16 protein-coding genes are annotated in these 16,584 nt (G+C 34.5%); 8 read left to right on the top strand and 8 right to left on the bottom strand.

Translation table 11 applies throughout. From position 1 onward, the window contains the following. The first annotated feature begins 120 nt into the window (after window positions 1-120). Entirely contained in the window at window positions 121-1,416 is a 1,296-nt protein-coding gene (locus JJL45_RS14025) for an IS1380 family transposase (RefSeq protein WP_202664122.1), read from the top strand. Window positions 1,417-2,030: 614 nt separating this feature from the next. Continuing rightward, window positions 2,031-2,267, top strand: coding sequence for a hypothetical protein (locus JJL45_RS14020; RefSeq protein WP_068601852.1), 237 nt, complete (start codon window positions 2,031-2,033; stop codon window positions 2,265-2,267). Between the two features lie 263 nt (window positions 2,268-2,530). Here the strand turns inward: JJL45_RS14020 and JJL45_RS14015 are convergent, their stop codons facing one another. From JJL45_RS14015 to JJL45_RS13990, 6 genes are all read right to left on the bottom strand, one after another. Continuing rightward, window positions 2,531-3,397 carry an alpha/beta hydrolase gene (locus tag JJL45_RS14015; RefSeq protein ID WP_202664177.1) on the bottom strand — a complete coding sequence of 289 codons (867 nt, stop codon included), beginning with the start codon at window positions 3,395-3,397 and terminating at the stop codon, window positions 2,531-2,533. A gap of 116 nt (window positions 3,398-3,513) precedes the next feature. Continuing rightward, complete coding sequence (locus tag JJL45_RS14010) at window positions 3,514-4,173, bottom strand: alpha/beta hydrolase (protein ID WP_068601854.1); 660 nt, start codon at window positions 4,171-4,173, stop codon at window positions 3,514-3,516. Between the two features lies 1 nt (window position 4,174). Further along, window positions 4,175-4,507, bottom strand: a complete 333-nt coding sequence (locus JJL45_RS14005; protein WP_067145745.1) for a hypothetical protein — start codon at window positions 4,505-4,507, stop codon at window positions 4,175-4,177. Between the two features lie 4 nt (window positions 4,508-4,511). Further along, entirely contained in the window at window positions 4,512-5,768 is a 1,257-nt protein-coding gene (locus JJL45_RS14000) for a dihydroorotase (RefSeq protein ID WP_068601856.1), read from the bottom strand. Next, entirely contained in the window at window positions 5,765-7,690 is a 1,926-nt protein-coding gene (locus tag JJL45_RS13995) for a BatA domain-containing protein (RefSeq protein ID WP_068601857.1), read from the bottom strand. Before JJL45_RS13995 ends, JJL45_RS14000 begins: the two co-directional genes overlap by 4 nt. 40 nt (window positions 7,691-7,730) lie before the next feature. Next, a complete protein-coding gene (locus tag JJL45_RS13990; protein WP_068601859.1) occupies window positions 7,731-8,738 on the bottom strand; it encodes a glycosyltransferase family 2 protein in 1,008 nt (335 codons plus the stop codon). 83 nt (window positions 8,739-8,821) lie between these two features. Here JJL45_RS13990 and JJL45_RS13985 point away from each other — a divergent pair, with 83 nt between their 5' ends. Continuing rightward, window positions 8,822-10,714 (top strand): peptidase M61, encoded by a 1,893-nt coding sequence (locus tag JJL45_RS13985; protein ID WP_068601861.1) that lies wholly within the window; start codon window positions 8,822-8,824, stop codon window positions 10,712-10,714. A 99-nt stretch (window positions 10,715-10,813) separates the two neighbouring features. Here the strand turns inward: JJL45_RS13985 and JJL45_RS13980 are convergent, their stop codons facing one another. Next, a complete protein-coding gene (locus JJL45_RS13980; protein ID WP_068601863.1) occupies window positions 10,814-11,578 on the bottom strand; it encodes a TIGR02757 family protein in 765 nt (254 codons plus the stop codon). Between the two features lie 220 nt (window positions 11,579-11,798). On the opposite strand from JJL45_RS13980, the gene JJL45_RS13975 reads away from it, so the two are divergent. Next, complete coding sequence (locus JJL45_RS13975) at window positions 11,799-12,608, top strand: hypothetical protein (protein ID WP_068601865.1); 810 nt, start codon at window positions 11,799-11,801, stop codon at window positions 12,606-12,608. Between the two features lie 212 nt (window positions 12,609-12,820). Continuing rightward, window positions 12,821-13,993: an MFS transporter gene (locus JJL45_RS13970; protein ID WP_068601867.1), complete on the top strand. Its 1,173-nt coding sequence runs from the start codon at window positions 12,821-12,823 to the stop codon at window positions 13,991-13,993. On the opposite strand, the gene JJL45_RS13965 is transcribed toward JJL45_RS13970, so the two are convergent. Further along, window positions 13,990-14,652, bottom strand: coding sequence for an ABC transporter ATP-binding protein (locus tag JJL45_RS13965; protein ID WP_068601870.1), 663 nt, complete (start codon window positions 14,650-14,652; stop codon window positions 13,990-13,992). The genes JJL45_RS13970 and JJL45_RS13965 overlap by 4 nt on opposite strands. Window positions 14,653-15,018: 366 nt before the next feature. Here JJL45_RS13965 and folE point away from each other — a divergent pair, with 366 nt between their 5' ends. Genes folE through JJL45_RS13950 form a run of 3 tightly spaced genes read left to right on the top strand, consistent with a single transcriptional unit; the run spans window position 15,019 to window position 16,550 of the window. Beyond that, a complete protein-coding gene (gene folE, locus JJL45_RS13960) occupies window positions 15,019-15,606 on the top strand; it encodes a GTP cyclohydrolase I FolE (RefSeq protein ID WP_068601872.1) in 588 nt (195 codons plus the stop codon). Window positions 15,607-15,648: 42 nt separating this feature from the next. Beyond that, window positions 15,649-15,915 (top strand): hypothetical protein, encoded by a 267-nt coding sequence (locus tag JJL45_RS13955; protein ID WP_067145777.1) that lies wholly within the window; start codon window positions 15,649-15,651, stop codon window positions 15,913-15,915. Between the two features lie 5 nt (window positions 15,916-15,920). Then, on the top strand, window positions 15,921-16,550 hold the full coding sequence (locus JJL45_RS13950) for a class I SAM-dependent DNA methyltransferase (RefSeq protein WP_068601875.1): 630 nt from the start codon (window positions 15,921-15,923) through the stop codon (window positions 16,548-16,550). The last annotated feature ends 34 nt before the right edge of the window (window positions 16,551-16,584 follow it).

The following is a 16,584-nucleotide window of genomic DNA, read 5'->3' as shown; positions in this document are numbered from 1 at the left end:
CGCGGACTTGCACCTTAAATCCGTAGGTATAGAGTAAAAAACAACCGCAAACTATTTGTTTACAAAGGTTTGCGGTTTTGTGTGTTTTCACCTAAATTGGTGTTGCTACAAAAACACATTATGAAAATAATAAAATCTCAACGTATTAATCCTTTTGGAGGATTAAATTTTGTTATCAATGAGTTTGAACAGCTTGGTTTAGGCACATTGCTTGAAAACAATTTACCACATATAGTACAGCAAGCTTCTTATAGTTGGAAAGACTTATTATATTCCTTTTGGTCTATCTATTTTTGTGGAGGAGATTGTATTGAAGATATCTCGTTGAACTTAAAAGAGCATCTAAGAGATAATCCTTTTTTTAGAGTACCAAGTCCTGATAGGATTCTTGATAGATTCAAAGAATTATCACAGACAAAAGACCTTTTTACATTACCCAGAGGCACTAGTTTACATCAATTTGGCTTGAACTTTACTTTAAATGAGTTGAATTTAAGATTATTGAAAAAGTTGAACTTAACTACCACGAATGATCATATTTTAGATTATGACAATACGATTCTATACACCAATAAGAAAGACAGCATAAGAACTTACAAAAAGGGCTCTGGATACTGCCCAGGAGTGGGGATAATTAAGAATAATATTGTTTATGTTGAAAATCGAAATGGAAATAGTGCAGCCAAAGATTTACAGTTAGAAACATTAACTAGAATGTTTTATGAACTCGAAAATCAAGGAATACAAATTGATGCTTTTAGAGCCGATGCAGCTTCTTATCAAGTTAATGTGGTTGATTTTATTTCTACAAAAGTTAATCGATTCTTTATTAGAGCATGTATGAGCGACGCATTGGCTAAAAGGATATCTGAAATAACTAACTGGTCTGAACAAAGGGTCGGCTCCGAAACAATTTTCAGAGGAGAAATAAAATTCACTCCCTTTATAAGATCATTAAAACGAAAAAAACAACTCCATAAAACTAAGGAATACAGGCTTGTTGTAAGTAAAATAGAGCGTAATGACAAACAGGTAAATTTATTTACTAAAGATGCTTATTTGTATTCAGCGATATTGACCAACGACTTTTCGATGTCCATCAATGAAGTTGTTGATTTTTATAATCAACGTGGAGCGATTGAAAAAGAATTTGATATTCTCAAGAATGACTTTGGATGGAACAACTTGCCGTTTTCAAAATTAGAGCAAAATACAGTTTTTCTGTTATTTACTGCTATGTGCAGGAATCTGTATCAGTATATTATAGAACGGTTTTCCAAACGATTTAAGGGATTAAAGGCAAACTATAGAATTAAAAAATTCATCTTTAGATTTATATCCATTCCTGCCAAATGGATAAAAACGGCTAGACAATATAAGTTAAGGGTGTATGGAATTATTCACTTTAAAACTTAACAAAGAAAAGTGTCAAGCCCCAACAGTTTAATGTGAAAAAAATTAAACCCCAACAAAGTTGGGGCTATCCTATATACAGTAGCTTCCTTGTGTAAGCAAACAGATCAAACACAAACACAAGAACCTTAAAAACTTCAAACATTTAACACCTGAAAAAATGAGAAATACTACCAGAAATCATTACAGCTAAGCAAAATACTATAACCTACGGATTTAAGGTTGCAGTCGGTGTCATTCCTAAATATTAAAAAGGTATTCCTGAAAAGTTTCTTATACTTTACTAAAAGTAAATAAGAGAAGTTTATAAAATTTAAAGCTAGAGAAAAGAATGTTGCGTATTTTATTAGGATAATAATAGTTGTTGGCTAGATATTTTTTCTAGATTACGGTGATAAAAATCTATTGTAATAAATGTATTAGAATATAGCGTTGTATTTGATTTGCGTAGTTAGTGTTACACGGACTACAAGTCCACGCTATCAGATACGGCTAAATGTTTTGAAGTATATATGTGATTTTAGCTATTCAACTTGTGCATGAGTTCTTAACGCTATTCGATAGCATTTTTGTATATCTAATTTAATATTTACAAAGCTACTTGGTTACCCTCCCTTATGAAGAAGATTCAGGTTCTAATAATATTATTTATTCTTTCCAGTTGCTCTAGTTTAAAATATTTAGATGCATATGATGGCTTTAAAGATAAACCAAAGGAAGTTGAAGTTATAACTTTTAGAGTAACATATCCAGATAGTTTACCCAAAGAAGTAATGAGTTCTAAAGTTGTTTATTTCTATGATACTATAGGTCGGATGAAACCATCCTTTTGCCAGCAAGTATTGACACCGTAACACTTAAATCTGCAGGCGCGAAGTGTATTGAGGTTTTTATGTAGGTTTGTTAAAAGTTAAAAGTTACGTAGGTCTATGGTAATGGCTTTAAGGAGAAATCTTAGCTGATTGTCCATAATTGGACTAAAACCACGCTATCGGATCATTATATGTCACCCTGAGCTTGTCGACGGGTCTTTCAGCTCTAAAACTTTAAGTTTTTGCAACTATGCAACTATGCAACTTTGCTACTTTGCATCTCTGTAACTTTAAAACTCTAACATTCACAACCCCAACGACTCCAGAAACGGCCACACAAATTTGCCGAAATCCGATTTTTGTGATCTTGAAAAATTACCGTGTTTCCCGCCTTTAATCGTCATAAACTCTGTTTTAACACCTTGTGCTTTTAATTTATTATAAAGCTTAATCGATTGTGAATAAGGTACCGTAGGGTCTTTGTCGCCATGAACAATGAAGGTAGGCGGACTATCTTTTGAAACGTAGTACATGGGTGAAACCGATTTCACGAATTCTGTGTTGAGATAATGGTTACTTAACCATCTTTTAGCCGAACCATCGTGATGTAAAACGGTTAAATCTGCTGGTCCATATTCGTCGATAATGGCGGCAACTTTTATGGTGCCTTTGTAATTACAGTTAGTATCAAACTTTTTGTTGTTTCCTAATAAACCCGCCATTAGTGCAAGATGACCTCCAGCAGAACCACCCATGATCACAATTTTATCGGTGTCAACATTGAGTGACTTGGCGTGTTTGTAAATGTAAATTAAGGCGCATCTCACATCTTGTATAGCCGCTGGAGCAGGAGCAACATCTGTTAAACGATATTCCACATTAGCCACAGCATAGCCTTTGTGAAAGAATGAACCAAAGCCGGTTTGTGATTCTTTTTGCCCCGATTCCCATCCGCCGCCATGTATATTAATAACTATCGGTGTCGGCGTTTCAGAAGTCGAATTGGTGTATAAATCCATGCGACCTTTCCAACCATTTATTTCGGTGTAAACCTGATCGATAGTAGCGGTGTAGTTTGATGGGTATTTAACAGGTTTGAATTTAACCGACTGGCTAAAGCTGTTACACACAATACTTAATATGATAAGTAGCGTTAATGGTGTTTTTATCATTTCTGAAGGATATTATAGGACACGAAATTTATTCAGAAAGATAATTAATTTGCGTGTAGTTTCACTTTTAAATTTGACTGAACTTATACTCTTTTTATGGAGTGACAATCAGCTAACTACCCAATGCGTTCTGTAAGCCAGGCTTTGAACTCATGAAAATTTTGAGGGGCTACACCATGGCCAACAGGAAATTCAGAATATTGATTTTTAATATTTAAATTATTTAAAAAAGGTGCTGTTTGTCTGGCCCATTCCACAGGAATCACTTGATCTACGCTACCGTGGGAACAATAGAAATCTAAGTTTGAGTAGTCTTTCGAGGCGATATCATTTGGGAAAATATCTTGAACTAAATAGCCACTTAAAGCCACGATGTTTTTAACCTTTTCAGGATAATTAAGAGCCACACCATAGCTTAAAATGCTACCTTGACTAAATCCTAAAAGTGACACATTATTTTTGTTTACAGGATAAGCTTCAACTGCTTCATCAATAAATTTGGCAATTAAGTCGCGTGATTGTTTGGCTTGTTCAATATCATTCCACTTGCCTTTTTCGGCATCGAAGTTTATGGCATACCAAGCGTTTCCGTACGGAGCCATAGGGTAGGGTGCCTTTACAGAAATGATAAACAGTTCTTTTGGTAGTTCGCTAGCAAACGAAAACAAATCATTTTCATCACTACCATAACCATGCATCATGATTAATAATGGCGCATTGTCGGTTAAACTAGATTCTCTAATCAGGTGTTGTAAAGAAAGTGATGTGTTTTCCATGTTATATTCCAATATTTGCAAATATTTTTTGATAAAAAGCGCCAACTAAAGGTGCTGGTTGTGTTTTTCTGGTTAAAGCATTTGAAAAACCAAAAATAAAAAGCACGGCAAAAAACAAATAAAAGGCAGAGGTGATAAGCCAGCTATCAAAAGCACCAACAATATAACCAAGGGCAAAAAATGTTAGCCATAGTCCTAGGGATTGTCGGATGTGGAAACTAGCAAAAACACTAGGCTTTTCATTGTTTAAATAGTAGGCGATAATTACACCAAAAATAGTTATATAACTAATTATGGCATTTTTACGCCCATTTTCTATATCCTGCTCTGTCATTTAATTATGATTTTAAAACCGCTTGTTGATTAGCGATAATGCCGTAAACGAGTCCGTTTAAACTTTCGTTTTCAAAAATGGCATTTTTTGATTTTGAAAGTATATCAGCTTTAGTGAATGTCGATTTGGTATTCGGATTAAAAAGCGTGAGGTTAGCAACAGTACCTTCTTTTATAGGGGTTTGTTCCAGTCCGAAACGGTCTTTTCCGCGTGTTAAAATATCGATGGTTTTCTTAGTTGTAAATAGTTTTTGTAAGGCGCCAAACGCACTTTCTAAACCTATGGTTCCGTAGTCGGCATAGTCGAATTCAATTTTTTTCAACTCGATATTTAATGGGTTATGGTCGGTAGTTACCATATCGATAGTACCGTCTTTAACGCCTTCAATAAGCGCATCGGCATCTTCTTGGGTACGTAGAGGCGGCAGCACTTTAAAGTGGGTGTTAAAATCGCTTAGGGCTTCATCCGTAAAAATTAGGTTATGAATGGCAACACTACAGGTAACATCCAGTTTTTTCTTTTTGGCTTCACGAATTAAAGCTACCGAACGGGCCGTAGAAATGGTTGGAATATGAAGCTTTCCACCCGTGTATTCTAACAAAAACAAATCTCTTGAAATTTGCATTTCTTCAGCTAAGGCAGGTATGCCTTTTAATCCTAATCGCGTGCTTGCAATATGCTCATGAACCACACCTTTACCAGCAATTTTATTTTCTTGAGGGAACGAACAAACTAATCCGTCGAAATTAGCAGCATACTGCAAAGCTATTTTCATTAAATTCGGATTAGAAATCGGTCTTTTATAATCGTAAAAAGCCGCAGCTCCCGCAGAACTCATATCATAAAGTTCGGCCAAATCTTCTCCTTTACTTGATACTGTTAAAGCACCAATAGGTAAAAGATTCACCGCGTTATTTTGAGATTTTGCTTTTATAAATGTGATATCGGCATTCGAGTCGATAACTGGATTGCTATTAGCATTTAAAGCCACCGCTGTAAATCCAGAAAGTGCCGCAGTTTTTAATCCGTTAGCAATCGTTTCGCGCTCTTCCCATCCAGGTTCGCCAAAACTAACACCACTATCAAACCACCCTTGTGAAATATGAAGGTTGTCAAGTTGAATTTCTTGATAATTATTAGGATTTTTTATGCTTTTGGCAATCTTAGTAATCACACCATTTTCGATTAATAAATCTTGAGAAGCATTGTGAAATTCGCTTTTAGAATCTATTATCGTGGCCGATTTTATAAGTATGTTCATTTAAAGAATTTTAAGATGAGCATTTCAATAATCAATAACGCTAGTGCAAAAATAACAAACCATTTCCATAGGGCATTAATTTTTGTGTCACTTTTTATGCTGTCAAAAATTTTAGTCACCGAGTCGCTTATAGTTACCTGTTTTAAATCAGATAAATTGCGGTAACTTAAATCGCTTTCCTTTCTATCGTAATTAAAACTCACACGTTTTATGGTGTCGTTGGTGTTCATAATGGCATAAATACCATCTTTTGTAGGGTCTTCGGAGGTTTTAATAACCACTTTATTGTTAAAGTATTGTTGTCTCGGAATCAAGTGGATATCATCCTTTACTAACGATAATACCGCATCTTGTTGCATTTGTGTGTCTACATCAAAACTGTTTTCACGACCAATTGTATAGTATAAATTCGGAATTTTAAAACTTTGTTTACCAATATTGAACAGTGTAGGAACAATAAGTGGTGAATTTTTAAAAGTTGAATTTTCTTGATTTAATGCTGAAGCAAATACATAAACTTGACCGGTTTGTGATAAAAAAGATTTGCCGTCTTCAAACTGTAAAGCTGAAGCTCCACGATTCGATTTTAGTTCGTAAAAACTTGAAACTTTAGGATATTGAAAGTTCTTTACTTGCTTTTCAAAAACACCGTTGTTAAATAGCGGGTGACTATAATTTATACTTGTAATGCTTTTTTCTGAAGTGTGCTCTTTTGATAATTGCGTGTCAAACGGATTTAAAAACTGGTTGTAGGAACTTATCTGAATGTCCTTTGAGGGGATAATAATTATAGAGCCGCCTTGATTTGAAAACTGTTTTAATGCTGTGATTAAAGCTGTTGATAGCGTTTTTAATTCGTTTAGAATGATAAGATGTTGTTGGTCGATAAGGTTGAAACTTAATTGCTTTTCTTCCGTCCCCGTATAGTTAAAAACATCCTTGGTGTAAATACGTTTTAGGAAATCATCATCAGCGTGATTGATGGCTAAAACATTAATTTTTGTGGCTTTGTTGATATTGAAATGTAAATGATTATCAAACTGTAAGCCTGTATCTTCAATAGAAATTTTACCAATAATGGGTTGGTTGGCAGGTAAGGAAAAGGTAGTTTCTCCTGTTTTATGAAGTGCTATTGATGTTTTTGCAATTAATTTTTGGTTGTTGAACAGTGAAATGGGTAAATTTTCAATGTTCGTTCCGCTGTTTTTTAGTTTTACAGTAAGCTCTACATGTGTAGCGTTTGTTTTAGAAATGTAAGCCGAATCAATAGAAACATTATTGCCGTTTATCGGGCTAAGTTTTACAAGGTTGATAGGCATTAACGAATCCGATTCAATCTGTAAACTGGAGTTGTCCTGCTGAAAATCAGAAATAAACACCAAGTTTTTTAAGTGGTCTGTTCGGTTACTAAAAAGTGTTTTTCCTTTTAATATAGCGGCATGCGCAGTTAAAGGATTGGCGGTATAATCGAGTTTTAATAAGTCGTTTTTAATCCCAGTTATCGTGGTGTTTTTAAAAACCTGATCGTTGGTGAAAATACTAATATTTTGATTATTATCTACGTTGGCGATAATATCTTGTACGGCACGCTTTAAAAGGCTCCCTTGTTGGCCTTTGGCTTGCATACTAAAGGAATTGTCTAGATAGATTACCGTTTCTTTTTCCTTGTTAAAAATATTTTTCTTGGAGGTATAGGGTTGTGCAAAAGCAAAAACCAGAGCCGCTAAAAGCAGTAAACGGGTTATAAGAACGAGCCATTTTTTTATAATTGCACTCTTTCTTGTTTGTAAAGTGGCTTCTTTTAAAAAAGCGACATTGGTAAAATCTTCACGCTGAAATTTTCGAAGTTGAAAAAGATGAACAATAATAGGAATAAGCAGTAAAAATAAGGCGTAAAGAAGTTCGGGGTGTTTAAACTGCATATCTCATTTGGATTAGTCAAACCTACATAATTTTTTGTCATTAACAAAAGAAAACATAGTCTTCAATAGCTTTTAGTTTTAATGAATTCATGTATTCTAAAATGACTTTTTGTTCCGTTTTATTGGCAACCGTAATAATGCTTTGCGGTGATTTAATAGTTTCTAAAGCCTTAAAAGGTTTTAAAAGCGTGCCGTAAATATCTTTACCAATTTTTTTAGGATTATCGCAAATCCATTCAAAAGGGATATTTAAAGTTGTTAAGGCTTTGGCAATGGTTTTTCCTTTTTTTCCAGCGCCCCAAACCACTAAAGTTTTATTGTGGTTATAATCGAGTTCCAAAAAATAGTTTAGCTTGAGATCTATAAAATGATTTTCAGCATAATGCACATGAGTTCGGGAAGTCCGATAGCTGTAATCACGCCACTCATGCAATACTACATCGCAAGGAATACATTTAAAATCGTGCTTGTAAAAGCGAAAAGCCAGGTCGTAATCCTCAGGGTAACGGTTCGGATTAAAACCATCACAAGCTATTAAGTCTTCACGATGAATCATCCAACAAGGGGAGGGGATCACACATTCTTTATAGATTTCAGAATAATTGGTACCCTTTTCAGTCAAGGCGTTTAGCCATGTTTCATAACTTTTATAGCCTGCTTTTATACCGTCTTCAGCAAAATAATGAACCTGACCCAAAGCGACATGCTTTTTTCCGTAAGTCAATAATTGATGCACTAAAACTTCAATTTTGTTAGGACGCATAATGTCGTCGCTATCCATACGAGTAACTAATTCGCCAGTACTGTGTTGAAATGCGAGTCGTAAAGCGTCAATAATACCTTGTCCGTCGTTTTTTAAAAGTTTAATCCGATGATCTTTTGAAGCAAATTGTTCTACGATTTGGAAACTTCCATCAGTTGAATGGTCATCTACAATAAGTAATTCCCAATGGGTATAACTTTGTTGTATTATCGACGTAAGGCAATTCGTAATGAAATTTTCAGTATTTTTAAACGGTATTAATATACTAACAAGCGGTGTTTGCATCCTGCGAATTTAACAAAACCTTAGTTAAACCTACCGTTTCAGAGTTGTATTTTGCGCATCAATTTTAACAAAAAACATATTACATGAAAAACAAAATTTTGGCCTTGACATTTACAGGCTTGCTATTGGCCAGTTGTGGTACAAAAAAAATATCAGCGAACGATCTTGCTGTGAACACGCCAATTGAAACTTCGTTGGACTTAGTAAATATTAATAACGACCGTGTGCCAGTAACTATTGATCCGGGCCGTTTTACTGTAGATCAAGTAACTTATAGATTGCCAAAAGTGGTTCAAGGTACCTATGCGGTTAGCGATTTTGGAAAATATGTAGATGATATAAAAGCTTACGATTACGATGGCAATGAAATACCTGTTAAAAATGTAGATGCCAATACATGGACCATCTCTAATGCTAAGGAATTAGATAAAATCACTTACTTAGTTAACGATACTTTTGATATCGAAGAAGTAGGAGGTATTGGCCATGACACTCCGTTTTCGCCATCGGGAACCAATATTGAAGACCAAAATTTTGTATTAAACTTACATGGTTTTATTGGTTATTTCGATTCGTTGAAAACAAACCAATACAAAGTAGATATTTCGAGTCCTTCTACTTTTGTGCGTTCTTCGGCTTTACATGAGGTTGGAACTAAAACCAGTGACGACGGTAAATCAACGACTGCAAGTTATACTGCAGATACATATTTCGAGATTACCGATAACCCTTTAATGTATGGTGATTTGGATGTAGAAACCTTTCAAGTTGGAGATATCAACATCGTATTAAGTGTGTATTCTCCTAGTAAAAAGCATTCAGCTAAATCGTTAAAAGAAACGGTTTATAAAATGATGAAAGCTCAAAAAGCATTTTTGGGTGATATCAATTCAACGCCTAGATATGATATTTTCTTATACTTATCGGAAGGAAAAGACGATTCGCCGAAAGGTTTTGGGGCCTTAGAGCACCATACTTCTACCGTGGTTGTTTTTGCAGATGCCATGCCTGATGAAGCCTTAGCTGAAAGTATGATTGATGTAGTTTCTCATGAGTTTTTTCATATTGTAACACCTTTAAGTGTACATTCTGAAGATGTTCAATACTTTGATTATGCGAATCCGACATTCTCTAAGCATTTATGGATGTACGAAGGGGTAACAGAATATTTTGCAACCTTATTCCAAGTGCATGAAGGTTTAGTTGATGAAGCTGAATTTTACAGCGATATCATGGAAAAAATAAATTATTCAAAACAAATGGATGATACCATGAGCTTCACCTTAATGAGTGAAAATGTTATTAAAGAGCCTTATAAAAGTCAGTATTTAAACGTTTACCAAAAAGGCGCTTTAATTGGGATGTGTGTTGATATTATCATGCGTGAAGAGAGTAATGGACAACGTGGTATTTTATCGCTTATGAAAGAGTTATCGAATAAATATGGTAAAGACAAACCATTTGAAGATGACAAGTTATTTGATGAAATTGTAAGCATGACTTATCCTTCTTTAGGTGAGTTTTTTAACACCCATGTAAAAGGTGATATTCCAATTAATTATTCAGAGTATTTTGATAAAGTTGGTTTAGAAATCCGTAAAGGAAAAGTGGAAGGAAACTATATCATTATGAATGGCGCACCAATTTTATCAGGAGATCCTGCTAAGGGGGTTATCTTTTTTACGGATATGGTATCAGATAATAGCTTTTGGGTAGAAAATGGTGCTAAGCCTAATGATATCATTAAATCTGTAGGTGGTAAGGCATTAACTTTTAAAAATGCTAACGATATTTTGCAGGAAATTTACATGTGGAAACCAGGGCAAGATGTTGATGTTGTTTTAGTACGTGATGGAAAAGAAATTGAGATTAAGACTAAAGCTACTAAAACCTTTGTAACAGGTGAAGGGCTTTTAGAAAAAGCTGATGCCACCCCAGATCAAAAAGAACTGCGTGAAGCATGGTTAAAAGGCTAATATTTAAATAGAAATTAGGAATATAAAAAGGCGCTTGATGAAGTTTTATCAAGCGCCTTTTTAACTATTAACTATTAACTATTAACTATTAACTATCAACTAAAACCCTTCAAAAACACCCAATCCAAAAAGCGCAAAGTCATATTTTACGGGGTCTTTAGGGTCTAGTTTTCTTAAAGCAGTGTCTAATTCGGTTAACGCTTTGGCATCGTTTTGTTTTCTTTTAAGAAGCCCTAATTTCCTAGCTACATTTCCCGAATGAACATCTAAGGGACAAGATAATTTAGATGCCGGAATGGAAGTCCAAATGCCAAAGTCGACACCAGCCTGGTCATTTCTTACAAGCCATCGTAACATCATGTTCAGACGTTTTGCTGCCGATCCTTTGTTGGGATCGCCAACATGTTTTAATGTTCGTGAAGGATGATTTATGGAAAAGAAAGTCTTTTTAAATTCGTGAATGGCTGGTTGCATACAATGTTCTGAGGCATGACTCATAAATACTTTTTCTAAACCCCCATGATTTAAATAAATGTTTTTTAGGGAGGTAATGAAGTATTTTAGGTCTTCGGCATTAAATGTACGGTGTACAAAACCATCAAAGGCGTCTAGGTGATGGCCCTCGTGATTCATTACAAAGTCATATGGCGAATTACCGAGTAGTTGCATGATTTTATCGGCGTTTTTAATAATCATTTTTCGATTACCCCAAGCAATAGTGGCAGCCAGAAAAGAAGCAATTTCAATATCTTCTTTTAAAGAAAACCGATGTGGTATTTGTATGGGGTCACTGTCTATAAACTTCGGATTGTTGTATTCCAATACTTTGCTGTCTAGAAACTCTTTTAATTCTGTGGTATTCAATATAAAAGTTTGATTTAGTTTTAAGATATAAAAATACCAATTATTAAGTTAATCATCTGAAGGTTTAAATCTTAGCAACTATTAAAATCATAGACAAAAAGACATGAATCATCGATGAAATGTAATTTTATCTATAAAAAGTCATATTTAAGCCTTGGTTTTGAACTAAAATTCTATCAAATAGCGTTATTTTTGAAACGAATAAGTAAACATAGACATTATGAAAAAATTAATCATTCCAGTTTTAGCACTTTTATTTATAGCATGTGATGATGCAAAAGATACCGTTAATGAAGCTGTAAAGCCTACAGAAACTATTGAAGCTATTCAAGAGTACGCTTTGGTTAATCAGATATTCCAAGATATTGGAAATAATAATGGTGATGCCATTTTGCAAGCAGAAGGATCTTCTTCAGCAAAACTTGAAGGTTCTAAAAATAGCCCTGAAATTACCGTGACACCTATGGATCTAACTACATTTCCTAAAACCATTACTGTTGATTTTCAAGACGGAACTTTAGGTCGTGATGGTATTACTAGAAAAGGTATTGTAACTATTGTTTCAACAGGCTGGTATGGTGAAGAAGGAACCACGCATACGGCTACTTTTGATGGTTTTTATCACAACGCTTACAAAGTGGAAGGGACCCAAGTTGTTGAAAATTTAGGAGCAGATGAAGATGGAAATTTAAAATATAATGTTACCATTGAAAACGGTAAAATTACTGATAACAACGGTGCAGCTATTCTATATAGCGAGGATTCTTATAGAACATGGATTTCTGGAGCTGATACGCCATTAAATATTTGGGATGACGAATACCTGTTAGATGGTACACAATCTGGAGAAAGTTCAAATGGTATCGCATATGAGCTAACGGTAGAGGAGTCTTTACATTTTGTTTTATTGCCAAGAGCAGTAAAAGCAGGTGTTCTTAGACTTGATGTTGGTGTGTTTAATAATGTTATTTTAGATTATTCTGCAAAAACCATAACCATTTTAGGTATTACATATCCTTTAGAACAATAATTGCTTACAATTAAGTTTTAATCTCATAAAATGCCCCGAAGCTCTTGCTTCGGGGTTTCTTTTTTTATAATCTTTCCAATGTGATTGCTAGAATTTAGTTGGCTCGACATAGTTGTGATGAATTCATTTTCAATATTATAACAGATCGTAATTTTAAAAAAATATTTATTTAATAATAAACCCTAAATTCGTGACTTATATTTTTAATCAATTTGGATCTTTCTAAGCGCATTTTACCCATTATCGTCTTTTCTCAATTTTGCTGCACTTCCTTGTGGTTTGCGGGAAATGGTGTTATTAATGACTTAATTATCACCTTTAAACTGCAGTCTTCAGCTTTGGGTTTATTAACTTCAGCTGTTCAATTTGGTTTTATCATGGGTACTTTTTTGTTCGCCTTTTTTACAATTACTGATCGTTTTTCGCCTTCAAAAGTGTTTTTCGTCTGTGCTTTATCAGGTGCTTTTTTTAATGCATTGGTTGTTTTGCCTAGCCAAACTATTTACAGTTTAATGTTATTACGTTTTTTAACGGGTTTCTTTTTGGCCGGAATTTATCCTGTAGGCATGAAAATAGCCGCCGATTATTACCAAAAAGGTCTGGGGAAATCCTTAGGGTTTCTAGTGGGCGCTCTAGTATTAGGAACGGCATTTCCTCATTTATTAAAAGGCTTCAGTCATCTTATTCCGTGGGAGTATGTGGTGTACATTACATCGGCTATTGCGGTATTAGGCGGGATTTTAATTTTAGTTTTTGTTCCAGATGGACCTTTTAGAAAATCCGCGAAAGCGATAGACCTATCTGCTATATTTAAAATATTTAAAAGTCCCGATTTCCGTTCGGCAGCTTTTGGGTATTTCGGACACATGTGGGAGCTTTATGCTTTTTGGGCGTTTATTCCATTACTGCTAACCACTTATGTTAAAATGCATCCAGGTACAAGTTTTAATATCCCATTATTAAGTTTTAGTATTATCGCTCTAGGCGGAATGGCTTGCGTGATAGCTGGATATTTATCCCAAAAATATAAAGCCATACATGTCGCTACTTCGGCATTAGTGCTTTCTGGTATGTGTTGTTTGGTATCGCCTTTGTTTTTTGAAATAGAGTCGGAAGTTGTTTTTGTAGCTTTTGCTGTATTCTGGGGTATGGTGGTTATTGCCGATTCGCCACTATTTTCAACTTTGGTCGCTAACACTGTGAGTCCTGAGTTTAAAGGTACAGCGCTTACCATTGTGAATTGTTTGGGCTATAGCCTGACCATTATAAGTATTATGCTTTTTAATTATTTGATGGCTTTTGTACCCTTAAATTATCTTTTCGTTTTGCTGGCTTTTGGACCGATTATAGGTGTTTCAGCCCTTCTTGAAAAAAACAAAAATTAAGAAATTATTTTACCATCAACCATGGTTAATTTTCTGTCGGCCATATTGGCTAAATCGTCATTATGCGTTACAATAACAAAGGTTTGACCAAATTCATCACGTAATTTAAAAAACAAATTGTGAAGGTTTTCAGCCGATTCACTATCTAAATTCCCAGAAGGTTCATCGGCAAAAATTAAAGCTGGACTGTTAATTAAAGCACGTGCTACCGCAACACGTTGTTGTTCTCCTCCCGAAAGTTCGTTCGGTTTATGATCGTAGCGGTGTGATAGTCCTAAGAAATCTAGTAGCTCTTTACCGCGTTTTTCAGCTTCATCTTTATTGGTGCCTTTAATAAACGCTGGTAAGCAAACATTTTCTAAGGCTGTAAATTCTGGAAGTAATTGATGAAACTGAAAAATAAATCCGATGTGTTCATTTCTAAATTTGGCTAAGGCTTTATCTTTAAGGCTGTTTATCTTCGTCTTATTAATTATCAATTCGTAGGGAGTTCTTGACGAAGCTTTGTCCAATGTCCCTAAAATTTGTAATAAAGTCGTTTTTCCAGCACCTGAAGCCCCTACAATGGACACGACTTCACCTTTTTTAATATGAATATCGACACCTTTTAAAACTTGTAAATCACCGTAAAATTTATGAATGTTTTTTGCTTGAATCATCTATAGTAAATAACAGGGGTGAATTTACTACTTTAAAGCGTTATGAACAATTAAGTTTCTTTTTTTTGTCATATCTACTTTTAAGTATATTTTTATTGAATAGCCATTCTAGCACTCGAAGTTCGATAATTAAACAATAATGAGAAACGTAAAAATCTAATTATAGAATTTTTTTTACCTATTTTTAATGGAATAATAGTAATTCTTGGAATTATTGCCTTAAGAAAAGATACAAATAGATCAATGAAGCAATTGTTGACTATTATTATTGTACTGTCTACGATTTGCCTCTTTGGATATTTTCTAGGTAAGTCCATGGTTTATATGTTCAATTAAAAATAAAGCTTAACAATTAACAACCATTTTATGCCATATAAAAGTTTTGAAGAATATAGTGATGAAACCACCGATGGAATTACCAATCAATATAAAAATATTATAGAAGATTTAGGGGAAGATACCCAGCGCGAAGGTTTAGTAAAAACTCCTGAACGTGCGGCAAAAGCCATGCAGTTTTTAACTCAAGGTTACGATCAAGATCCGGTTGAAATTTTAAAGGGGGCGATGTTTGAAGAGTCTTATAACGAAATGGTTATTGTTAAAGATATCGAGTTATATTCCCTTTGCGAGCATCATATTTTACCTTTTTTTGGAAAAGCGCATATTGCATACATTCCAAACGGACATATTGTTGGTTTAAGTAAATTACCTCGCGTTGTTGATGTTTTTGCCAGGCGTTTACAAGTTCAAGAGCGTTTAACCAAGCAAATTTTAGATTGTATTAACGATACGCTTAAACCTCAAGGCGTCGCTGTAGTTATTGAAGCTTCACACATGTGTATGATGATGCGTGGGGTACAAAAACAAAACTCGGTAACGACAACTTCAGGGTTTCGTGGTCAGTTTGAAAAAAATGAAACCAGAAACGAGTTTTTAAAACTGATAGGAAAATAAATTTAGTCTGTTTCTTGAATGAGTTTTACCTAAAATGCTACAATGAATAAATACAAAAAATTAGTACTCAGTATTGTACTGGACCTTATTGGATGTGTCTCCTATTTTTTTCCTGGTGTCGGCGAATTCATAGATGTTGTTTGGGCACCAATTTCTGGGTGGATAATGACTAAAATGTACAAAGGAAAACCAGGAAAAATCGCTGGGGTGGTTTCTTTTGTTGAGGAAGTTTTACCGGGGACAGATATTATTCCAACCTTTACTATCATGTGGTTTTACACTTATGTTTTTGAAGATAAAAAGAAGTAAAGACAATGGATGCGAATAACGAAACTTTTGCTACATGGGATAAAATTGCCCAATTGTATGAAGCTAAGTTTATGAAAGAAGAACTCTATAATGCTTCTTACGATTATTTTTGTGCGCTACTTGCCAACTCAAAAGCAAAAATAATGGATGTTGGTTGTGGTCCTGGAAATATAACGCAGTACCTTTTAAAAAAACATCCCACTTATGAGATTTTAGGTGTCGATATTGCTCCCAATATGATTGCTTTGGCAGAAAAGAACAATCCTACGGCTAAATTTAAAACCATGGATATTCGATTAATTGGTGAGTTTACAGACAAATATCACGGTATTATTTGTGGTTTTTGTGTGCCATATCTTTCCGAAGACGAATGCTATGCATTAATTTCTAATACAAGTACTTTGCTGCATAACGAAGGGGTTTTATATTTAAGTTTCGTAGAAGGAGACCCTAGAGATTCTAAATTTAAATCGGGAAATGCAGGCAGGGTATTTTTTTACTACCACCGTTTACAATCTATAAAAACACAATTGCAGGATAACGGATTTAGTGTTTTAGAAACTATAAACCTTCCGTTTAAAACCTCCGACACAACTTCAGAAACGCATACCATTATAGTTGCGAAAAAGTTATAGTTTCAAAATTTCAAAGCATTTCAGTTTGTGACTT

The sequence above is a fragment of the Tamlana sp. s12 genome (assembly GCF_016767215.1).
GTDB classification, from domain to species: Bacteria; Bacteroidota; Bacteroidia; order Flavobacteriales; family Flavobacteriaceae; genus Pseudotamlana; species Pseudotamlana agarivorans.
This window is presented reverse-complemented; position numbering and strand designations above follow the sequence as displayed.